This window comes from Butyrivibrio sp. NC2002, assembly GCF_000702265.1.
Lineage (GTDB): Bacteria > Bacillota > Clostridia > Lachnospirales > Lachnospiraceae > Butyrivibrio.
In genome coordinates this window covers 417,009-438,238 of record NZ_JNKZ01000007.1, presented here as the reverse complement: position 1 = coordinate 438,238, position 21,230 = coordinate 417,009, and the positions used below count along the sequence as shown (strand labels likewise).

Genomic DNA, 21,230 nt, shown 5'->3' with positions numbered 1-21,230 from the left:
GTACATTTCAGTGACTTCAGCAACATAATTAATTATTTTGAGATATTAGGCATTGATTGTGAGACAATTTATGTGTATAAAGGAAGGTTAGTTCTCAGATGATATTTGCAGAAGGAGGTTAATATATGAGTAAAGCTTTTGGATTAAAAAGACTTATCGCCACTGTAACAGGAGTGATGATTGCATTTTCAATGATTCCTTTTGGTGTAGCTCACGCTGCCGTAAATACTATTACCGGGATTCCTGTAGAAATGCATGAAAACTGGTTTGTGCAAAACTCGACGGCTTCAGTAGTGATTGATAAGGAAACATTCGATATTTCCGATCTGAAGGGTGATTTCACCGTTGATACAGATGATGAGACTCTTACCTATGAGGACACACCTAATCCCTCCATGGATGATGGATATGATATTGCGATGATGTATAAAATGCGAGTAGGGTGTATAAAGCCGGGAGATATAAACCCGGATAAAACTTATACCGGAACGTTTACCGTACCTGTTCCGGTAGGATATGATGCCGGCTCGGCCGTAAGAATCGAAGCATTTACCGATTATGATTATATAGATAAGTCAAAGGTTAATGCTGTTGATAATTCAGATGGTACCATATCTTTCCCTATAACAGCAAAATATCGGGAATATAAAATTGATGGTGGGATTGATGTAGGTGAATTCAGATGCTATGCCTGCGTTGAGTTTAAGCAAAAAACTAACGGAGGCAACGGAGGCAACGGAGGCGACGGAGGCAACGGAGGCAACGGAGGCGACGGAGGCGGCAGCTCGAAGGAAACAGATACCACTGTAAAAGCACCGGAAAAAGGAGTAGTCTCAAAGATATCCAATGTCAAAGGTGCAAAAGCTAAAGTCACTGTTAAGAAAGTAAGTGATGCCACAGAATATCAGATCCGATATAAGGTAGGAAGTACTAAAAAGTGGAAGACTGCCAGCAGCAAGACCGGTTCATTTAAAATCAAAGTGGCTAAAGGCAAAAAAATTACAGTACAGGCACGGGTTGCAAATTCTGCAGGCTACGGAAAATGGGGAGCATCCAAAAAGTTCAAGACCGATAAAAAATGATGAGCAGAAGTTCCAAGTGTGTTCCCATATATCCTGCTTAAAAAGCTGTAGGGAATAAATAGGTAAAAGCCAGCTTCTAGTGTACTGTCTCGTTCATCTTTAATCAAATTGCGAAGTATATGGATTTATATGCAAGGAAGGGGCTGTGAAATAATCAGCTCATGAAAAAAAGAGAAGTAATAGCTGGAAACAGCCGATTACTTCTCTTTTTTCATGGTAAAATATTACCATGATCAATCAAACCAATTCTTATAATACACTAAATCAAGGCGTTTTACCATTTTTTATTTCAGATTGCTTGGATATCTGTGATCCGGTTTTTACTATTGACGAACTCGTGGGAGGTATGAATCTTGAGAAGTATCTGAAAAATGTGCCAGAGCATAAGCTTGGCAGAATCAGATATAATCCAGTCAAAATGTTGAAAACCGTACTATTCGGTTTTATGAGTGAAGGATATATTTCACTAAGAGGACTTCAAGAAAACTGTAAGGTTAACATTCGATTTATGTATCTTATTGACAGGGAAACTCCTTCTTACAGAACCTTCAGCTATTTCATAAACGATGTGTTAAAGGATTCAATAGAGGATATTTTCAATGATATTAATCAGGAAATATTCAGCAGGCATAAAGTTGACCTGAATCATCTTTATATTGATGGTTCGAAGTTTGAAGCTAATGCTAACAAATATACTTGGGTATGGAAGAAGGCCACGGAAAAATCCCGTTACCGTCTTTTTGAAAAGATTACTGAATTACTGCAAGAAATCAACAGCGATCTTCAGTGGAGCGGAATCAAGATTTTTTTCCTGTAGGAATAAATTTTTTAAAAATAATTGAAGACTTTTCAATATATTCATCGTTATATATTATGAAAGCGGAAGGGAGGTGGAAAAAATAGACGCCGGAGAAAATTTAATACGACTTATGCAGGAATATAAAAATCTGATTTTTTCCATTTGCCTTAAGATGACGGGAGATTATTTTACTGCAGAAGATATAGCCCAGGAAACATTTATTTCCGCTTATACACATTACGACAGCTTTGACGGGCAAAACGAAAAAGCATGGATATGCAGGATTGCTGCCAATAAATGCACAGATTATTTAAGAAGCGCCGCTGCAAAAACAATTCCCGGAGATGACGAGCTTATTGAGAACACATCGCAAAGTCCGGGAGCTTCTAAAGGCATGGGTAGTAACAATCCCGCTGATATTTACGAAGCATCAGATGTGATGAATGTTTTTACAAGATGCTGCAATGACCTTCCCAAGGGATACAGCGAAGTTGCGGTAGAGCACTTTATAAGGGGAAGAACGGCAAAGGAAATTGCGGAAGAAAAAGGTGACAATCTAAAAACGATTCAAACGCGGATTTACAGGGCAAAGGAAATGCTTAAAAAGACATGCAGAAAGGAGGGACTTTTCATATGAAAGCCAGATTTGATTACTTGGATGATGATGAACTTTATAAGCTGATTGCAGAAGTTGAAGGTCAGGATTTACAAAAGGCACCTCCGAATTTTGAAGGTGATGTTTTAAGGAGAATAGAATCACCCAAGGTGTCTTTTGAAGAAAAGCAAAGAGAGTATCAAAAGTACAGATTTCAGGTATGTATTGCGATGGCTGCTGCGGTTTTGATGATTATTGTTTCACCTTTTGTTTTCAAAGGAAACTTTTTGGACCTTGGGAATAAAACATTTCTTACCAGTAATGGGGCAGGAACAAATTATGTATCTGAATTTTTAGGAAACAGTTTTATCAGCGGTGCTTTTTCACATGACGTTATTAATGACTTTAAGGAGGATTGATATGAGAATACAGAGAAAAGGAAGTTTTTTTAATTTTTTATGTGCCTTTTTACCCGGCGCATCCGAGATGTATATGGGATTTATGAAGATGGGTGTTAGCTTGATGGCTCTGTTTTTTGCTAGCTTTGGAATAATTTCATTATTGCAGCTAAGTGATGTTTTTGTTTTTGTTCCTGCAATTATCTGGTTTTACGGATTTTTCCATGCAAGGAATCTTACAAATTGCGATCCACAATACTTCATGACTTTGCAGGATGATTATATTTGGAATGAGATATTTGGCGATAAAGCAATTAATTTCAAATCAGAAACTGTCAAAAAGTGGGGCGCATGGGCACTTATAATTGCGGGAATCTGCATGTTGTTTAATATGATCGTGGTTCCAATAGTAGATTTTCTCAACTTTTTAGCGGATAACCTTGGATGGTTTTGGGTTGAATATATCCAGGAATTCATCGGCGTACTGCCAAGATTTGTAATTGCTGTACTTATAATATTGCTTGGAGTAAAACTAATAAGAGGTAAAAAGAAGGAGCTTGATATCGATAACAGTCCGGCAAGTGTTATAGCAGATCAGATCCAGCAAACTGCGGATAACCTGACTGTAAACGGAGGTGAGTGAAATGCAACAGACGAATGGAGATACTCTATTGATAAATGAGCATGAAGGGATGAAGCTTGCTCCTTCCTATGAGACTCAAAAGACCACCAGAGTGCACAGAGTCGGAACTATAACAACAGGCCTTTGCTTCATAGGATATGGAATATTGTTCCTTCTTCACACATCACTTGGACTTTTTTCGTACCAGACAATTTTCTCTTTTTGGCCGCTTATCCTTATATCACTTGGTGTTGAGGTGCTTCTTTCAGCAAAGCTTTTTTCAAACTTTATCTATGACAAGGCCGGCGCATTCATGATGATTCTGATGGGAATCTTTGCGATGTGCATGGGAATGTGCGAGATGGTGATCGCACGATAGGAATATGTTACATTCTTTTTTATTATTTATACAGAAATTCTTTATATTATGGATTAATATATTGGTGCGGCAAATGTGATAAAATATGATATTATATAACGCTTTTTTGAAAACATTGTATTATTTATCGCGATGAATACGAGGGGGTATTCTATGAGCCGTAAAAGAAAGAAAGCCGGGAATCTGTTATCCAGGTTGTTTTTTAACATGCTTCCTGTACAAGTCATGATATTTGCCATGGGTTCCATTAACTCTATAGTCGATGGTGCGATGGCAGGACGATTTATTGACTCGTCAACGGTTGGTGTTATCGGTCTGTTTTTCTCTATGGTTCTGATATTTCAGGCTACAAGCTCGGTTCTTCTGGGAGGTACCTCGGTACTTTGCGGAAGATATATGGGAAAGGGCGATCTTAGAAAAACTGAAGGAATCTTTTCACTAAATCTGACTGTGACCTTCGTTGTATCAGCTTTGCTTACGGTTATCTGCGCCACCATGCCGTCACTTATCGCAGATATCCTGGGAGCAAATGAAAATCTAAAGCCAAGTCTTGTTACCTACATTGTAGGTTATTCTTTTGGTATAATTCCCATGATGCTGGCTCAGCAGATTGCTTCGTTTTTACAGCTTGAGAGACAAAATAAAATAGGCTATCTCGGAATAGCGGGAATGATAATATCCAATGTTGCTCTGGATATTTTGCTTGTTGCAGTATTAAAGCTGGGAGTATGGGGGCTTGCACTTGCAACCTCAGTCAGTGGGATGGTTTATTTTGTAATTCTTGTTCCGTATTATCTGACTACCAAGGCTCAGCTCCACTATAACATCTCGAAAGCTTTGTGGGAGGATCTCGGCAAACTTGTTGCAATAGGTATTCCCGGAGCACTTCTCGTATTCTGCCTGTCCATAAGAGGAATGGTTATAAACAGAATCTTGCTTACCTATGCGGGAAATGACGGACTTTCTGCCATGGCATCCTTTAGCATGGTAAATGGCGTATTTCTTGCATATTGCCTTGGAAACGGGGCGATTATCAGAATGCTGGTCAGCGTGTTTGTGGGCGAAGAAGATAAGTCTTCCATCAGAGAAATCATCAAAATCGTACTGACGAAGGGCATGGCTTTGGCCTTTGTACTTGGTGGATTGATTTTCATCATATCGCCTCTTCTTGCAGGAATATTCTTTGCAGACAGTTCTTCAAATGTATATCGTCTTACTCACCAGCTTTTTGCAATCTATGCCTTTTGCATACCCCTTGTCCTGATATGCCAGGTTCAAACCAATTACCTGCAGGCCACGGGACATTTGGTATTCGTAAATATTCAGTCAGTATTTGACGGATTCTTTTCAATGGTCATTCCGGCTGCAATTTTGGCTCCTTCCATGGGGGCTACAGGTGTGTGGCTTTCCAATCCTATAGGAATCGTTCTTACCATACTGACAGTTCCTGTTTACAGGCTTATTTTCTGGAAAAGATTTCCTCGAACATTTGAAGAAATGCTGTTCATTAAGCCTGATTTTGGCTCGTCTCCCAAGGATGTGCTTGATCTTCCTATACGTGATATGGATGATGTGGCTGCTTCTTCAGAGATGGTGCAGAATTTCTGCGAGGAACATGGTATTGGCAAAAAGGCTGCCATGTACTCAGCACTGTGTCTCGAAGAGATGGCCGGAAACGTGGTTCGCCACGGATTCACTGCCGATAAGAAGCGTCATGCACTAAGCATCAAAACAATCTATAAAAATGGTGACATTCTCTTAAGAATAAAGGATGATTGTATGCCCTTTGATCCCGTTGAAATGGCAAATATGGTTTCGGAGAATGAGGATTCCGGAAATATAGGAATCAGAATGGTCCAGAGGATAGCAGAAGATGTTTCATACCAGAATCTGCTTGGATTGAACGTCCTCACCATAGAGATTGATGAGGAAGACCTTGCAACTATGGAATCCAATGATTATCTTCTTGAAAAGACTCTTCGAAAACTGGATCCCGATCTTCACAAGAGATTTAGGGATATGGCAATTATTATCCAAAATGTCCTTTCAAAGTACAGATCGATTTTTCCTGAGTACACAGATCACTCGGAGCTTCATAGCCTCACAGTAATAGACTCATGTAATCGTCTTATTGGAGAAAAGCAGATAAAGAAGCTTAATGCGGATGAAATATACATCCTTCTGGTGGCATGTTATTTCCACGATATAGGCATGGGAATAAATGAGAAGGATTATGTAGAATTTAGTGAAAAACTGGGAGTTGACTACTATTTTGAGGAACATCCCAATGACACCAAGGCTGATTTTGTAAGGAAATTCCATCATGAATTCAGTGCACTTTATATAGAAAAATATGCAGAGTTGTACGATATTCCCACGCCTGAGCATGCCTTTGCAATACAGCAGGTAGCTAAAGGCCACAGGAAGACTGATCTTTATGATGAAAAGGAATACCCGACGGATTATAAACTTCCAAACGGAAATACTGTATGCCTGCCATACCTTGCAGCAATTATCAGAATCGCTGATGAGATTGATGTTGTGGCGAGCCGCAATCCAATGATACTTTATGACATCAGCATTCTTACAGACGAAGTGGAGATACTTGAAAACAAAAAGCTCTATGCCGTTAAATCCATGAAGATGACTGAGGATACTTTTCTTCTGCTTGCGGAGGAAAAGGATGATTCGATCATCAATAACCTTCAGGTAATGGTTGAAGATATGCAGAAAAAGCTTGATTATTGCAGAGGGGTAATAGAAAGGAGAACTGACTTTAAGCTCTCACAAAAGAAAATACTGCTTAATGTGATTCGGAGATGAGACAGGGCAGGATTGCGGAGCAATCGTGCCAATACATAATATACGAGGAGGAACAGCGATGCAGAATTTTATTTATCACATGCCTGTCAAGGTCTATTTCGAGGAAGGCGGTGTAAAGAAATACCTTTCTAAGGAAATGGAAAAATACGGGAAGAATATCATGATCGTTTACGGCGGCGGTTCCGTCAAAAGGAACGGTATCCTGGATGAAGTCAGAAAAACCCTGGAAGAATGCGGCAAGACTGTGTTTGAATTCGGCGGAGTTGCTTCCAGTCCTTCCTATGAAAAGATTCTGGAAGGAATCGCAATGTATAAAAAAGAAAACATTGACCTCATGATTGCCCTTGGCGGCGGATCAGTTATTGACAGCACCAAGATCATGGCTGCCGGCGCTGAGATTGAGGGAGATATCTGGGACGAAGAAATGATCAGACACAATATTCCAGAAAAGATGGGAAAATATGCAGTTGTCCTGACAATTTCCGGCGCCGGCGCTGAGATGGACCATCTCGGAGCGTGTACAAACGAAAAGACACATGAAAAGAAAACATTCGTCGGTCCGTATGCAGACTTTGTCATTGAGAATCCTGCCTATGTGATGTCAGTTCCGCTTCACACCTTTACACCGGGTGTATTTGACTCATTGAGCCACTGCATGGAAACCTATTTTGGCCAGGGAACAAACGTCTGGGATGAGATCAATGAATCCCTGATGAAGAATATCATTCGCAACGGAAAAGCATTAATGAAAGACCCTGACAATATGGAGATCCGCTCCAATCTGATGTGGGATTCCTCCCTGATCCAGTCGTTCAGCTTCTATACAGGCAAGCCCGGCGATTTCCAGGCCCATGGCATTGAAAACATGCTGGCAGCTTATACCCATGCGGCGCACGGACGCCAGCTGGCAATCCTGCAGCCGGTCTATTATGACCATATTGTTGAAGCTGGTTCTGAAATGTTTGCCCGCTTTGCGGTCAATGTCATGGAAGTTGATCCGGAAGGAAAAACACGGCTTGAAACCGCGAAGGAAGGCATTGCGAAACTGCGTGAATTTATAAAATGTCTTGAACTGCCGATGACATTCTCTGAAGCAGGAATCGAAGTGACTGAAGAAATAGCTTCCGCGGTTGCGGCGACATGCAATGTCACCACAACCAATGCCCGTCAGCTGTCACGGGAAGAAATCAAAGAGATCATTCTTGAATGCAGATGAAGAGCTATATTTGCTGCAGAAAATCTTGATAAAGGCAGCTATTGCTTTATGTCCTGTGCCACTGCTCCTAAATTTACCTATGATGGGTTTGAATTTATCGACGATAAAGAGATAGAAAATATTTGTATAAACAAATATGAAAAAATAAAGCATCTAGCCTATACAGAGGATAGGATTAGGTAAAACCACAGTATTTATGCGGTTGCAACTGCCGGTTGACAAATTTCCAAGCGCACTTTATAGAGTGCAACCATTGTTTTTTGTATTCTGAATTCAACGAAAACAACAAACAAATTTTTGGAGGAAAAAATGATATTAGCAGACAAAATTATTAATGAAAGAAAAAAGCTTGGATGGTCACAGGAGGAACTGGCAGATCAATTGGAAGTTTCCAGACAATCTGTTTCCAAATGGGAAGGAGCTCAGTCAACTCCGGATCTTAACAGAATACTTAAGATGGCAGAGCTGTTCGGAGTAAGCACCGATTATCTTCTTAAGGATGAAATCGCAGAAATATCACCGGCGATGATTGTTGAGGACACGCATCCTTCTAATGAAAATGTACGACAGGTCAGCATGGAAGAAGCAACAGCTTTTCTATCAACAATTGAGAAGAAAGCACCTTGGACAGCTCTTGCTGTTTCACTTTGCATCATTTCACCAACTGTTTTGATTGCTTTGGCAGGAATATCTGTAACGGGTGTTATAACTGAAACTTTAGCTGCAGCAATCGGGATGGCAGTACTTTTACTACTTATCGCTATCGCAGTATTTATCTTTATATTTACGGACAGAGAAACTAAAGAGTTTGAGTACCTTGAAAAGGTAACTATAGATACTGCCTACGGCGTTGATGGAATGGTAAGAGACAAAAAGAATAAGTATGACAAAAAACACACGTTGTTTATGGCGGGCGGAGTTATCCTGTGTATAATCGCAGTTATTCCACTTCTTGTAATGGGTGCAACCCTGACAGATTCAAGTTCTGAGTATATTCTTCCGGGTATGGTATCAGTTCTGCTGCTGGTGGTTGCGCTTGGTGTAAACCTGATTATTCGCAGCAGCATGATAACAGAATCCTATGATAAGCTTCTGCAGGAAGGAGACTTCACACCAAGCGGCAAAAAGGCAGCAAAGACATTGGGCAAAGTTGCCGGCATCTATTGGAGCCTGGTACTTGGCGTATACCTTGCATGGAGCTTCATCACCATGAAATGGGAGATAACCTGGATAATATGGCCGGTAACAGCGGTTATTTATGGCGCGGTTGTCAGCATTGCCAAGATGATTTTGAAGGAAGAGTAGTTGCCTTTTTCTTTTATTCGTGATAAGTCACAGAGACGGTACTGATTGATTTCATTTTTCACAGTTTCTTCATAATCAGAACCACCGGCTAAGCCGGTGGTTCTGATTTGTTCAAATGATTTACTTATTCTCATTAAGAAGAATTCTTTTAACTTCTTGATCCAATTTCATAGCAGATATGCATTTTTGAGTCACTTCATTCCAACGTTCAGCGACCATATTACTGAAAATAGCGTATGTAAGTACATTTTTCTTTTCACCTCTTACACGTATTCCGTGATAATATTTCTTTTTTGCTATAATCGTTCTCCATGGATCTTCATAGTTCTCAATATTATCCAAGTCGTCATCATACGCAGCAACTACCCATGCGTCCGTACTGTCACATGGTATAGTAATCGCTATATTGTTCATAATAACTCTGGAACGCCTCCCAATACTCCATTGATCCAAAGCCTGGATAATGGCTGGTTCATTTCAAGAAGTTTATCAGATACCTGAATTCTCCTTATCTCAACATGACCCTGCCTATTCCTTTCCGTAGTAAATAATCGTATGGCATCGTTGGACAGGTTGAGTCCATCAAGAACGAGTGGGTTATGGGTTGTTATAAATACAGTCTTATTTTCTTCGATTATTTTCTGACTGAATATTTCCGTAACTTTTCTTGCAAGTCTTGGATTCATGGCATGATCAAAACTATCGATTGCAAACATTTTTGGTGCCTTTTCATGCATGGCAAGTGCAAGCATAAATAAGACATAAAGCGCACCTTCGCTGGCATCGTAGCCAGTGAATGATGCAGTATCTTTCAGGTACTTATCCTTAAACTCTATTATCTGCTGAGTGGTCGGAACCCCTGGATTCAATATTGTTTTTTTAGGCTTACTGACTTTAAATTCCGATGCCCAGTCAATCAGTTCAAGCATGTCTTCCATGAACATGCTTCCAAACATATACTCCTCACCATCCTCATGGAGAAGATCTTGTATTGCCTCAGCAAGTCTGCCTCCATTAAGTCCAATGGGATTAGCCTGTGCAGGATCCGCAACTGTTCCTCTAAGAGTTAATGTATCCGGCTGATATATGCCATAGTTTCCAATATATTTGGCCGCTGTAGTATATTCCTTTGCTGCAAGTGACTCAGAAATTGTAAAATAACCGATCTTGTTATTAAGCTGGGCGCTGGTTCTGTTACTACGACCATAGACAGCTTCCCCGTCACAAGACACACTTTCTGCAAAATACTTCCATGAATCATCATCATTAGGAACCGTAAGATGACTTATATAATTATAATCATGTCCATCCAGCTGCCATTCCAGAGAAAAATCCACTGTTTTTGATTCTTTCTCAACAGACAAAAATTTAGATTTATACAAAGATGAAGTGCTAAGGCGGACACCCTTTCTCTGCAAACTATTTGAATTAACTCTGTCTGTCATAGCAGCACTGAGGACGCCTATGGCTTCCAGAACAGAAGACTTTCCTGAACCATTGGCGCCAATAAATACGTTTACTCTGCCCGGCTCAAATGTAACATCATATAATGACTTAAAGTTCTGAATAGCTATTTTTTTTAGTTCCATTTCTCTCATTTAAATATGCTCCTTTTAGAAAAAAATGCTTTATCTAAATCCAAGATAATTATAGCACTTTCTTTAAAAAAGTGTGTATCTAAATTTTATAGAATTGCATAAAATAGCCACTTAACAGCCTTTTTAATGTCGCCGAAAAGTATATTTTGTGCTTATCTAAATTGAAATTAAATAGCATGCTTATTCTTAAAAATGGCATATCTAATTAAAAAATAGAGCGGTTGCAAATATAGAAACAGAGACACTAGGTCCCAAAATGGTACAAGATCTTGTAAATGCAAAACGTGCACTTCTTGGGCAGAGCAAAATATCAGTGGCATCAGCCTCAAAGAGTTTTAGCAAAGCACTTAGAAGTACTGCTATTTCAGAAGGAGTAATGATTGTGCTTTTTGGACTACGTGCATACGTGAAAATCTCATATGGCAATTCTCTGTAGTTTGCCATCTGGATCTATGTATGCGTTTCTATCATCAATATAAATATCGCAGGTGATCTTCCGGCTATTGTTACCGTAGAATTCTACAACTTCAGGCAAATTATCATTTATCGCATCAAAAGTAAGCCCATAATCCCGGCACCATTTAATGGCATCTGATAAAGGTTTCCCTGCTCTGCATGTCCAGAGAATCAGCTTGTTTCCAGCAGCTTTTTCTTTCAACAAATACTCAATCAGTAGAATGTTGGGATCTCCGAGCTCCGGCCATACTGAATAGCAGAGCGTATTATCAAAATCCACAGCATAAATCGTATAATTCTTTTCCATAAGCAATTCCTCACAATAGCGAATGTATGTTCTCGAACTGATGTTCATTAATAATAACCCTGAAATGATCTTCTTGCAATAGAACACTTTCTTAAATTTTTGTGATCCGTGTAATTTTCCTTAAATAGCGTTATCCTTTTCTCCTAAAAAAACTATGAGGACCAGAAATATGGCCCAAAATAACATAATAGTAGAGAATTTATCAGAAAAGGAGAGGAACCAGAAAATGACAAAGGAACAGACAGTGAAATGCAGGATATAGTTAATGATCTCCTCGATGAAAGTGAAGAATTGGCTCGCAAAATGAAGCATGATTAAAAAAATCTTTCGGGATAAGTTGTACGTTCAACTACTTCAATTTGAAACTCAGTTTGGATATATCTTTCAATAACAGCTGTTTTTGGTACTTTTGCTGATATAAATCCGAGCTTAGGACATCTTAAAATAATGTTACAGGGAAAGGAACACCTTTACCTACACATAAGAAAACAACAGAGGCCAGGTGGTGCTGAGACGTTCCAGAGCTCAGCATTGTCTGGTCTCGCCTATTAATGAATAAGGGAATATAATAAAAGAGCACTTTGCAACACTTAACCGGCAGGAGATTTATCTGTGAAACAGAAGATGAAATGTAAGAATACCAATTTGTTAGAAAAATAATTCATAGCATCCGGAGGTACACATGAGTAGATTAAAAGATTTGAGGACATATATCGACAAGGAACTTGCTAACATTACTGACTCAGACAAAAGGACTAGCGCAACAGCTCATCTTTACGGCGTATCACTTGCGGCAACAATTCTCGCAAAAAAGCGCGGACTTAATGAGGAATTAGGTGCTATGTCAGGAATGCTTCACGATCTTCATGCATATAAGAGTGGTTCATATGATGACCACGCCCATCTCGGAGCAGATCTGGCGAGAAAGATTCTTGAAGAACTTGGCATCACTTCAAAAGAAGAAACAGATATCATTTGCTCTGCCATATACCATCACGATGATAAACTCGTGACAGATTCTCCAATGGATGAACTTCTAAAGGATGCAGATGTTATTGACCACTGCTTTAAAGATTCATCGAAGCCTGTAAAAGAAAAAGAGCAGAAGAGATATGACGCTCTCTGCAAAGAATTGGGGCTGTGATCATTTCATGGAATATATAGATGTATATACAAGGGATGGGATCCCTACAGGAAAAATTAAAGAAAAACATGAAGCTAAGATCCCCGGCGAGTATTACAGACATGTACTAATCATAATGAAAACTGCGGATTCTCCTTTGCCTGGAGAAGGCGAAGGGATGTACATAGTACAGCAGCGCTCGCTTAAAGCCAGATATTATGCCGGCAAATGGGACATGACAGGTGGCGGGGTACGTTCTGGGGAAACACCTGCTGAAGCTGCAGTAAGAGAACTTTCTGAAGAACTGGGTATAGCCGTCAATCCACAGGATATGAGACTTGCCTTTGACTACATAAAAGACTGGGATGATGGAACCGGACTGTTGGCATCAGTATTCATGATCCGTGTAGAAGTCCCTGAAAATGTTTTTTCATTTAATCATTATGAAGTAAATGATGTAAAAACAATGCCTTTTCATGAATTCTATAATCATGTGATGGATCACAATGATGAAGAGATGGGAAATGGGCTAAAGGTAATCGAACAAACATTATGACCTTTGGCGGTAGATGATTGGCAGGAGGGAGTCACCATCCGCGAAGCGGACTTAGGATGTTACGACCGAAATGCTGCCGATAGAATAACAAGCTTTATGAAAAAGAACATGAACTTCATGCAGAATGAGTAATAAGGTGTATTTCCTCACATATTGCACGGATCTTTTCACTGAAAGCAGTATCTTTGGGCAGATGAAGGTAAAATCATGTTCTCCACCTGGATAAGGCTGTTACAGTCAAGCTTATCAAATCAAGTGGAAAACCGATATTACTTGGCGGCTGTTGCTGAATCGTAATAACAGTTGTCAGCCTTTTGTTGCAGCATGTAATGGGAATATGGTAAAAAAAGATACCAATACATACAAAGGCGCATGAAATTTTCAAAATAGATAAATTTTTTGTCAAATCTAGCTATTACGTGAGCCTAAAAAAATCAGTATTATAATCAAGTAATTGAATGTTGCCCGATGGGCTGACGATTTATGAATACTAGGTTGTAACCGAACACGTGTAAGTGAAGACCTCGCTTACCGTGTTCTTTTTTATGGTTTTTAAGGAGGTAAAAATGATTCAGAACGCAAACAACTACCTGGCAGAAGAGAGGATAGGGAAGCTTCTTCTAAAGTTTTCAATTCCCTGCATTATGTCGCTTCTTGTATCGTCACTTTATAACATAGTGGATCAGATTTTCATTGGAAGAGGCATAGGATATCTTGGAAATGGTGCAACAAACGTTGTTTTTCCTATCACAGTTATATCACTTGCGATTGCTCTGATGCTTGGTGATGGCGCCGCTGCATATCTTAGCCTTTGTCAGGGTAAAAAAGATGTTAATTCCGGAAATAAGAGCATGGGCAATGTTGTAATGCTTCTTGTGGTATCCGGAGTTATAATGGCCGTTCTTTTTGCTGCATTTAAGTCACAGATTCTTACAGCATTTGGAGCTACCAAGAACAACCTTCCATATGCCAATGAGTACTTTGATTATATCATTTTAGGAATTCCTTTCTTTGTTGTGGGGAATGGCCTAAATTCCATAATCAGAGCTGATGGAAGCCCAAAATTTGCCATGATTACAACCCTTGCAGGATGCATAATTAATGTGATTTTAGATCCTATAGCTATTTTTACTCTTCATATGGGAATGATGGGCGCTGCTATTGCGACCATAGCCGGTCAGATTGTTACAGCAATCTGCGGAATAGTATATATTCTTTTCAGAGCCAAGACCTTTAAGCTCGCATGGAATAACATGATTCCTGATATGGCCGTAATAGATAAGTTTGTTCCTCTTGGAATAAGCAGTTTCTTAACTCAGATCTCTATCGTAGTAATCATGGGTGTAATGAACAATGTTCTTGTTAAATATGGAGCAATGAGTAAGTATGGCGCTGATATTCCACTTACGGTAGTGGGAATTGTTATGAAGGTATTCCAGATAGTAGTATCGGTATGTATCGGAATTGCCGCAGGGGCTCAGCCTATCGTGGGCTATAACTATGGTGCAGGAGAATACAGAAGGGTAAAAGAACTGTTTACAACAATCATCAAGGCTGAAGCAGTAGTTGGTCTGGTTTCAATGCTTTTATTTGAGCTTTTCCCTCTTCAGATTACATCAATATTTGGAAGTGAAGATGGGCTTTATAATGAATTTGCAGTTCTTTCATTCAGGCTTTTCCTTTCGATGATCATTTTGACATGCATCCAGAAGTCTACCAGTGTTTTCCTTCAGTCTCTTGGAAAACCTGCAATGGCTATGGGGCTGTCATTACTCAGGGACTTTGTATTAAGCGTTCCGCTTGCTATCGTTCTTCCTATGTTATTTGGAGTTGAGGGAGCTCTTTTCTCAGCTCCGGTAGCGGACATTGTAACATCAGTAGCTGTTGTTCTGATGGCAAGAAGTGTAATTAAGGAGCTTGACTCAAAGAGCACTATTGTAGAAACAGCTGCCGAAAAAGCACAAGCGGCTTGATTTGCAAAGCCACTTGCTTGGAATAGTAACTTTTATTTACTATATATGCTTAATACTTTTGCAGATCCTGATTAAAATTGACTAAAGGAGTGAATAGCTGTGAAACGAAAAACAACAGACGAGACCCTTGCGGAGTCTTTCTTGGAAAGAGTGTCAGTAAATGTGCTATTCTTAAGTAGGGAGGAATCGCGATCATCACATTGATTGCATGTTTTTTATAGAATATGTATAGAGTCAAGAGAATAATACCATACGCTTGTACAGTTCTGTTAGTAGCGCTGATGACACTATTTGCAGAAACTTTAAATGAGAAGGAGATTATATTTCCTGAGATAACAGCATTAGCAGTTGGATATATGGTGGCAAAAAATAGAAGCTGGAAGGTTAATGGAAAGCGGATGCTTTCACTGATAACAGGCTGTGCGATAATAGGAGTGTGCATTGTAAGATTTGTTCCGTTTGATACGTATATCGAAGTGATTTTGGCATTCACAATCGCTCAGGTAATCTTTATGTTTTCAGGAACCACGTTTGCACCATTTGTCTCAGCAATAGTGCTCCCGGTGATGATGCATACTACAAGTATAGTGTATCCTATAGCTGCATTTGTACTGACATTACTTGTAATATTGTTTCATAAACTTTTTCTATTTCAAGGAATCCGAGCAGATGAGGAATATGTTCCTGTGATGCTGAATTCCATGGACGATATGGTAGATACTTCCATTAGAATCCTTTGTGTGACAGTAATAGCCGGTGTTGCATTCAGAACGGGTTATAGATTTGTTGTGGCACCTCCATTACTTGTGGCATTTACTGAGTTTTCCAGGCCAAGGAACAAAACAAGAAATAAGCCAGTCAAAACGGTGGCAGTGATAACTGTGTGTGCCATAATTGGTGTGATTTCAAGATATTTCTTTGCTATTTGGATAGGGCTTCCTATTACGATTTCAGCAATTGTTGCTACAAGTGGTATGCTTATTGTTATTCATTTTACTAAGATGTATATGCCACCGGTTGGCGCTATTACCATGCTGAGCATGATAATATCTGAAAGCGTACTAATCACATATCCGATTCAGATTTTTGTAGGAAGTAGCTTGATTCTTTTTCTGTCCCGGATGATTTTCATGAGACGGCAGGATAACAAGCTTTATGAAAAAGAACATGAACTTCATGCAGAATGAGTTATAGGTTGTATTTCCTCACATATTGCACGGATCTCTTTACTGAAAACAGTATCTTTGGGCCAGATGAAGGTAAAATCATGTTTTACCCTAAAGTCGTCAAGGGGGATTGTTTTCAGATATCCGGACTGCAGTCCTGATGCAACCGCTGCTTTATATAAAAAGGTGATGCCACAATCTTTTTCAATAAGGCTTATTATGGCATGCATGTTTTCCACCTGGGTAAAATTCCTAAAATCACTTGTGGAGTAATTGTTCAGGGCAAGAGCTCTTTCCAATATATTGCGCGTTCCTGAACCGGGTTCTCTTATAAGAATTCGCTCGGGAAAGAGATCTTTTATCACGCGTGGCTTCTGATTGAAAGAGTGCTTTGCCGAACAGACAGGAACGAACTCTTCTTTGCTAAAAAGCAGCGTTTCATAATCATTTTCAGGGAAATATCCTTCTACAAGTGCAAAATCTATAACACCGTCGGAGAGTTTTTTAAGAAGCTCCGATGTGTTGCCAAATGTAATCTTAAGATTAGTATCCGGGTGATTTTTTATGTAATCACTGATCGGATCAGCAATTATGTATTCTCCTATGGTCATGGTGACACCAAAAGAGATGTCTTTTAAGCCATGGTTATTCTTTGAAAGTATTTCTTTGAGACTTTCATCATCATTTTTTATCTGATTCATTTTTTTATACAGGAGTTTTCCGTTATCAGTTAGAAAAAGTTTTTTTCCATCCTGAGTAAACAGCTTTGTCCCGTATTCATTTTCAAGATGATGTATGTGCTGAGAAACAGCGGGCTGAGTAATATTCAGCTCCTTAGCCGCCTTGGTGAAATTGAGGTGCCTGCAAACACATAGAAAGGTATCTATCCTGAAATCCAGCATAATCAGTCCTCCCTAACGATAAGAAATGTTTATGGATATATAATAATATATAATTTTATCTTTTTCAAAAGACAGAATAGAATAAGACATGCGAAAGAACAGATTAAAAAGAGAGAGAGGTCTTGAGATGGATTTTTTGAAAAAGAATTACATGGGAGTAATAGTATGCTTCACTATTGCAGTTCCTTCATGGCTCCTGGGAAAGCGCTTCCCTGTCGTTGGCGGAGCGGTGATTGCAATCATTCTGGGCATGATAATAGCCCTGTTCTGGAATGACAAGGGGAAGGCGGCTGATGGAATAAAGTTTACATCAAAGATAATTCTGCAGGAGGCTGTTGCCCTCCTTGGATTTGGTATGAATCTTTCGGTCGTTCTTCAGACCGGGAAACAGTCACTTCCTATAATTATCTGCACGATTTCAACATCGCTTATCCTATCATGGATTCTTCATAAGGTTATGAATATCAAAGGAAACACAGCTACTCTTATCGGAGTTGGCTCATCAATATGCGGCGGCTCAGCAATTGCAGCTACGGCTCCTGTCATTGATGCGGATGATGATGAAGTGGCACAGGCAATTTCTGTGATATTTTTCTTTAACGTGCTGGCAGCACTTCTTTTTCCTTCGCTGGGAAAACTTATAGGTTTTGATATCACAACAGGAGAGGCTTTCGGTATTTTTGCGGGAACTGCAGTTAATGATACTTCTTCCGTCACCGCAGCTGCGTCAACATGGGACAGCATGTGGAACCTGGGTAGTCAGACTTTGGACAAGGCAGTTACAGTGAAGCTTACAAGGACATTAGCAATCATTCCGATTACACTGGTTCTTGCTTATATGAGAGCAAGGGAAGCAAAAAAGGATGGAAGCACCACCAACGGTTTTAGCTTCAGGAGAGCATTCCCGATGTTCATAGTGTTCTTTGTTCTTGCTTCAATCATCACAACACTTTGCTTGGAAATGGGAGTACCTTCGGATATTTTTATACCTCTTAAAGAACTTAGCAAGTTCTTTATCATAATGGCCATGGCTGCTATAGGCCTGAACAGCAACGTGATCAAGCTCATTAAATCCGGTGGAAAGCCGATACTGCTTGGTGGATGTTGCTGGGGCGGAATAACAGTTGTAAGCCTTGTGATGCAACATGTAATGGGGATATGGTAAACGATTCAAAATAGACGTTGACACCCCCCTAGTATATATTTCAAATAGTAGAGGGAGTATTTTGCCCCTACTATTTATGGCAAAAGAAGATCATGTCATGAAGGTTATCATAGAATGCTGCCTTCTGACAGAAGAAGAGAAGATTAAGATGTGCGAGATAGTAACACAGTCAAAGGCAGACTATATCAAGACTTCAACCGGCTTTTCGACAGGCAGTGCAACCTTTGAAGATATAGAGCTTTTTGCAAAGCACTGCGGCCCCAATATCAAGATAAAGGCATCAGGTGGAATTGCATCCATTGAAGATGCTGAGAAGTTCATCGAACTTGGAGGTCATAGACTTGGTACAGGCAGACTGGTAAAGATTGCTAAAAGTATGTGATTTGGCACGATTTATTAAAAACAAAGAAAATGGAATAATCAGTAATACTATAGCTTGCAGTTATTAACATGATGGCGCGCAATATGCGAATGGAGGGAGTATCTTTCTGCAGTCACCACACCCCATTAATGGGGAAAGCTGGAACTTTGTCACGTAAGTTCCAGCTTATTTTTTTGAAGAAAAGTTTTTGTGTTCTTATGAGGGGGTTGTTATCATTTCTGATGTTTATATGATACAAACAAAATCGTAAGAGAAAGTGTCAAAAGTATGGAGAATCTGTGAAACCATCGCTTCATTGAAACAGATATAATCCATTAAACTCAGGACTTAACCACCTGTATTTTGCATTTATAAATATATATTCATGACTTTGATCCATATAAAATGTTGACAAAAGGAAAAATTGCTTCAACTCTTTACAGATTTATCCTATAATTGAAGCTCGGGGAACTTTTTACGCGGAGGAATTGATATGAAATACAAGCTAACGGTGTTCATTGCTATCCTTGCATTTGCTGCGCTACTAAGCGGTTGTTCCAAAAAGGTATCAGAGGCAAAAGCAAAAAAATATATGCTTTCATATTTAAATCAAAAGTATGATGAGCAATTTGAAATAACTGGATCAGAACTCGAAAATAATAAAAGTATGATGGTTGCAAGATACTATTACAGATTTGATGCTAAATCTGAAGATACCGGTGTCACTTTCACATGTAACTGTGATGCATACTGGCAGAAAGATTCTGATCCATTTATGACCGATGACTATGAAAAAGCTTTATATCAAGATGCAATAAACAAGGAATTATCTGATGTAGAAACAAATGCTGATGGATGGACTCTAAGAAGTATTGAAGATCAGATTTTTAGCACACACACAGGTAGTCACAGCTACGAAGAGTTTAAAAACGATGCAGATAAAAATACCATTTTCATAAAGATTGATATTACAGCTGATGATCCATACACAGCGGCTCCATCAATATATGATTATCTGTGCCGTGTCCGCACCATCAGTAAATATCTATGTGTTGATTTATACTATCCTGATAAGGACGTTGTTTTTATAAAAGTAAGGCCTGATTCAGATTTGGAATATAAAACTGTGCTTCAGGAAATGCAGGAACTATGGGGATAAGGTATAACTATTACAACATGGAGGAGGGTGCAAAACAGCTTAACATCTTCGGAGAAGAAGAGAAGCTTGATGCAAATTTTCCTCTTGAATAGTAATTGTATATATATAAATAAACTGATACCCAGATGATGGAACCGACATGACAGAAGGTACCCATTGTCTGGGTATCTTTTTGTTTGGAGGTGTATAATGCTTGCATAATAATTATTTTAGAATATTTTTAGACATTTGTTGGACAGCAAAGCTTAGAATTATATGTAGAACAACACCACTAACACTAATGAGGGGGAATACAAATGATTGATATTCAATATCTTTTGTGGCTGCAGGAGATCAGAAATGCAACCGGTGGAATATTTGATGAGCTTTTTAATAACATCTCAAAATTGGCAGTAGATATTATGCCTTTCTTGCCATTTATTATTTTTTGGTGTGTAGATAAAAAATGGGGTTATCGTTTTATTGCGACCCTGGGAGTTGGTGAAGTAATAAATGGTATACTAAAGCTTACAGTTTGTGCATACCGCCCATGGATAAGGTCAGATTTGATCGAGCCTGCCGGAGATTCCAAGGTAGCAGCGACCGGTTATTCTTTTCCCAGCGGACACACAATGAGTGCGACATGTACCTATGGTACAGTATTTGCCTGGCAAAGGAAAAAACAATCCTGGATTGCAGTAATATGTGCAATAATGATAGTTTTGACCGGCTTTTCAAGGAATTTCCTTGGTGTACACACCCCGCAGGATGTCATTGTAGGCTTTACAGAAGCAGCGATAATAATCTGCTTAGTAGGTATTATTCAAAATAAAATAGACGGTGATGATAAAAAGCTGGATATACTGTCGATAATTGGTGTTATTGCTATTATTATAAGTCTAATTTATATAACTCAAAAGCCATATCCTATGGATTATGTGGACGGCGTTCTTCTCGTAAATCCTGACAAAATGATGAATGACAGCTTTAAGGCATTTGGTGCATTAATTGGTTTTATAGTCGGAAGCTATATCGAAAGACACTATATCAAATACGAAATTCCTTTCGGCGCAAAAAATCTTCCAATTCTGGCATTTTTAGGATTTCTGATAGCTTTTGCCTGGAAGGAGTACTTTGCACCGGCAACAGTTGTTGCAGCCCTTGGCGGACATTGGGGGAATTTTGTTGCCCGCTGCATTTTATGGTTCTTTGTAGTTGCCATTTGGCCTGTCATAATACAAAGAGAATGCAAATAAAATAATGCGA

The 21,230-nt window shown here is 39.3% G+C and carries 19 protein-coding genes and 2 pseudogenes; 17 read left to right on the top strand and 4 right to left on the bottom strand.

Annotated elements, in window-relative coordinates:
• The first annotated feature begins 125 nt into the window (after positions 1 to 125).
• From T543_RS05195 to T543_RS05155, 9 genes and pseudogenes are all read left to right on the top strand, one after another.
• Positions 126 to 1,082, top strand: a complete 957-nt coding sequence (locus tag T543_RS05195; protein WP_035766288.1) for a hypothetical protein — start codon at positions 126 to 128, stop codon at positions 1,080 to 1,082.
• Positions 1,083 to 1,311: 229 nt separating this feature from the next.
• Positions 1,312 to 1,887, top strand: a pseudogene (locus tag T543_RS05190) (transposase); the annotation flags it as partial.
• A gap of 85 nt (positions 1,888 to 1,972) precedes the next feature.
• On the top strand, positions 1,973 to 2,518 hold the full coding sequence (locus T543_RS05185; protein WP_035766287.1) for an RNA polymerase sigma factor: 546 nt from the start codon (positions 1,973 to 1,975) through the stop codon (positions 2,516 to 2,518).
• Entirely contained in the window at positions 2,515 to 2,895 is a 381-nt protein-coding gene (locus T543_RS05180) for a hypothetical protein (protein WP_035766286.1), read from the top strand. The genes T543_RS05185 and T543_RS05180 overlap by 4 nt, the downstream gene beginning before the upstream one ends.
• Position 2,896: 1 nt before the next feature.
• A complete protein-coding gene (locus T543_RS05175) occupies positions 2,897 to 3,517 on the top strand; it encodes a hypothetical protein (RefSeq protein WP_035766285.1) in 621 nt (206 codons plus the stop codon).
• Position 3,518: 1 nt separating this feature from the next.
• On the top strand, positions 3,519 to 3,875 hold the full coding sequence (locus T543_RS05170; protein ID WP_051638550.1) for a LiaI-LiaF-like domain-containing protein: 357 nt from the start codon (positions 3,519 to 3,521) through the stop codon (positions 3,873 to 3,875).
• Between the two features lie 153 nt (positions 3,876 to 4,028).
• On the top strand, positions 4,029 to 6,698 hold the full coding sequence (locus T543_RS05165) for an HD domain-containing protein (RefSeq protein WP_035766284.1): 2,670 nt from the start codon (positions 4,029 to 4,031) through the stop codon (positions 6,696 to 6,698).
• 58 nt (positions 6,699 to 6,756) lie between these two features.
• Complete coding sequence (locus tag T543_RS05160) at positions 6,757 to 7,914, top strand: iron-containing alcohol dehydrogenase (RefSeq protein ID WP_035766283.1); 1,158 nt, start codon at positions 6,757 to 6,759, stop codon at positions 7,912 to 7,914.
• Positions 7,915 to 8,223: 309 nt separating this feature from the next.
• Positions 8,224 to 9,219 carry a helix-turn-helix domain-containing protein gene (locus T543_RS05155; protein WP_035766282.1) on the top strand — a complete coding sequence of 332 codons (996 nt, stop codon included), beginning with the start codon at positions 8,224 to 8,226 and terminating at the stop codon, positions 9,217 to 9,219.
• Positions 9,220 to 9,339: 120 nt separating this feature from the next.
• Here T543_RS05155 and T543_RS05150 read toward each other — a convergent pair whose 3' ends face one another.
• From T543_RS05150 to T543_RS05135, 3 genes are all read right to left on the bottom strand, one after another.
• Positions 9,340 to 9,633: a hypothetical protein gene (locus T543_RS05150; RefSeq protein WP_051638549.1), complete on the bottom strand. Its 294-nt coding sequence runs from the start codon at positions 9,631 to 9,633 to the stop codon at positions 9,340 to 9,342.
• Positions 9,630 to 10,817 carry an AAA family ATPase gene (locus T543_RS05145; protein ID WP_242839471.1) on the bottom strand — a complete coding sequence of 396 codons (1,188 nt, stop codon included), beginning with the start codon at positions 10,815 to 10,817 and terminating at the stop codon, positions 9,630 to 9,632. The genes T543_RS05150 and T543_RS05145 overlap by 4 nt, the downstream gene beginning before the upstream one ends.
• Positions 10,818 to 11,232: 415 nt before the next feature.
• Complete coding sequence (locus tag T543_RS05135; protein WP_035766278.1) at positions 11,233 to 11,580, bottom strand: hypothetical protein; 348 nt, start codon at positions 11,578 to 11,580, stop codon at positions 11,233 to 11,235.
• 682 nt (positions 11,581 to 12,262) lie between these two features.
• Here T543_RS05135 and T543_RS05130 point away from each other — a divergent pair.
• The 4 genes from T543_RS05130 (at position 12,263) to T543_RS05115 (ending at position 16,419) form a co-directional block, all read left to right on the top strand.
• Positions 12,263 to 12,724 carry an HD domain-containing protein gene (locus tag T543_RS05130; protein ID WP_035766276.1) on the top strand — a complete coding sequence of 154 codons (462 nt, stop codon included), beginning with the start codon at positions 12,263 to 12,265 and terminating at the stop codon, positions 12,722 to 12,724.
• A gap of 7 nt (positions 12,725 to 12,731) precedes the next feature.
• Positions 12,732 to 13,259: an NUDIX domain-containing protein gene (locus T543_RS15090; RefSeq protein WP_051638548.1), complete on the top strand. Its 528-nt coding sequence runs from the start codon at positions 12,732 to 12,734 to the stop codon at positions 13,257 to 13,259.
• Positions 13,260 to 13,825: 566 nt separating this feature from the next.
• Positions 13,826 to 15,232, top strand: coding sequence for an MATE family efflux transporter (locus tag T543_RS05120; RefSeq protein WP_035766274.1), 1,407 nt, complete (start codon positions 13,826 to 13,828; stop codon positions 15,230 to 15,232).
• A gap of 281 nt (positions 15,233 to 15,513) precedes the next feature.
• Positions 15,514 to 16,419, top strand: a complete 906-nt coding sequence (locus T543_RS05115) for a hypothetical protein (protein WP_035766271.1) — start codon at positions 15,514 to 15,516, stop codon at positions 16,417 to 16,419.
• Here T543_RS05115 and T543_RS05110 read toward each other — a convergent pair.
• Positions 16,407 to 17,300 (bottom strand): LysR family transcriptional regulator, encoded by an 894-nt coding sequence (locus tag T543_RS05110; protein WP_035766268.1) that lies wholly within the window; start codon positions 17,298 to 17,300, stop codon positions 16,407 to 16,409. The two genes, T543_RS05115 and T543_RS05110, sit on opposite strands and share 13 nt — an antisense overlap.
• A 127-nt stretch (positions 17,301 to 17,427) precedes the next feature.
• Here T543_RS05110 and T543_RS05105 point away from each other — a divergent pair, with 127 nt between their 5' ends.
• The 4 genes and pseudogenes from T543_RS05105 to T543_RS05090 all read left to right on the top strand — a co-directional run bounded on the left by T543_RS05105 (position 17,428) and on the right by T543_RS05090 (position 21,220).
• Positions 17,428 to 18,465, top strand: a complete 1,038-nt coding sequence (locus T543_RS05105; RefSeq protein ID WP_035766265.1) for a YeiH family protein — start codon at positions 17,428 to 17,430, stop codon at positions 18,463 to 18,465.
• Between the two features lie 88 nt (positions 18,466 to 18,553).
• Positions 18,554 to 18,847, top strand: a pseudogene (locus tag T543_RS05100) (deoxyribose-phosphate aldolase); the annotation flags it as partial.
• 472 nt (positions 18,848 to 19,319) lie between these two features.
• Positions 19,320 to 19,985, top strand: a complete 666-nt coding sequence (locus T543_RS05095; protein WP_035766263.1) for a hypothetical protein — start codon at positions 19,320 to 19,322, stop codon at positions 19,983 to 19,985.
• A gap of 296 nt (positions 19,986 to 20,281) precedes the next feature.
• Positions 20,282 to 21,220, top strand: coding sequence for a phosphatase PAP2 family protein (locus T543_RS05090; protein WP_242839470.1), 939 nt, complete (start codon positions 20,282 to 20,284; stop codon positions 21,218 to 21,220).
• The last annotated feature ends 10 nt before the right edge of the window (positions 21,221 to 21,230 follow it).

Coding starts and splice junctions, on each gene's coding strand:
- T543_RS05195 (WP_035766288.1), top strand. CDS start 126: ATGAGTAAAGCTTTTGGATTAAAAAGACTTATCGCCACTGTAACAGGA.
- T543_RS05180 (WP_035766286.1), top strand. CDS start 2,515: ATGAAAGCCAGATTTGATTACTTGGATGATGATGAACTTTATAAGCTG.
- T543_RS05175 (WP_035766285.1), top strand. CDS start 2,897: ATGAGAATACAGAGAAAAGGAAGTTTTTTTAATTTTTTATGTGCCTTT.
- T543_RS05170 (WP_051638550.1), top strand. CDS start 3,519: ATGCAACAGACGAATGGAGATACTCTATTGATAAATGAGCATGAAGGG.
- T543_RS05165 (WP_035766284.1), top strand. CDS start 4,029: ATGAGCCGTAAAAGAAAGAAAGCCGGGAATCTGTTATCCAGGTTGTTT.
- T543_RS05160 (WP_035766283.1), top strand. CDS start 6,757: ATGCAGAATTTTATTTATCACATGCCTGTCAAGGTCTATTTCGAGGAA.
- T543_RS05155 (WP_035766282.1), top strand. CDS start 8,224: ATGATATTAGCAGACAAAATTATTAATGAAAGAAAAAAGCTTGGATGG.
- T543_RS05150 (WP_051638549.1), bottom strand. CDS start 9,633: ATGAACAATATAGCGATTACTATACCATGTGACAGTACGGACGCATGG.
- T543_RS05145 (WP_242839471.1), bottom strand. CDS start 10,817: ATGAGAGAAATGGAACTAAAAAAAATAGCTATTCAGAACTTTAAGTCA.
- T543_RS05135 (WP_035766278.1), bottom strand. CDS start 11,580: ATGGAAAAGAATTATACGATTTATGCTGTGGATTTTGATAATACGCTC.
- T543_RS05130 (WP_035766276.1), top strand. CDS start 12,263: ATGAGTAGATTAAAAGATTTGAGGACATATATCGACAAGGAACTTGCT.
- T543_RS15090 (WP_051638548.1), top strand. CDS start 12,732: ATGGAATATATAGATGTATATACAAGGGATGGGATCCCTACAGGAAAA.
- T543_RS05120 (WP_035766274.1), top strand. CDS start 13,826: ATGATTCAGAACGCAAACAACTACCTGGCAGAAGAGAGGATAGGGAAG.
- T543_RS05115 (WP_035766271.1), top strand. CDS start 15,514: ATGACACTATTTGCAGAAACTTTAAATGAGAAGGAGATTATATTTCCT.
- T543_RS05110 (WP_035766268.1), bottom strand. CDS start 17,300: ATGCTGGATTTCAGGATAGATACCTTTCTATGTGTTTGCAGGCACCTC.
- T543_RS05105 (WP_035766265.1), top strand. CDS start 17,428: ATGGATTTTTTGAAAAAGAATTACATGGGAGTAATAGTATGCTTCACT.
- T543_RS05095 (WP_035766263.1), top strand. CDS start 19,320: ATGAAATACAAGCTAACGGTGTTCATTGCTATCCTTGCATTTGCTGCG.
- T543_RS05090 (WP_242839470.1), top strand. CDS start 20,282: ATGATTGATATTCAATATCTTTTGTGGCTGCAGGAGATCAGAAATGCA.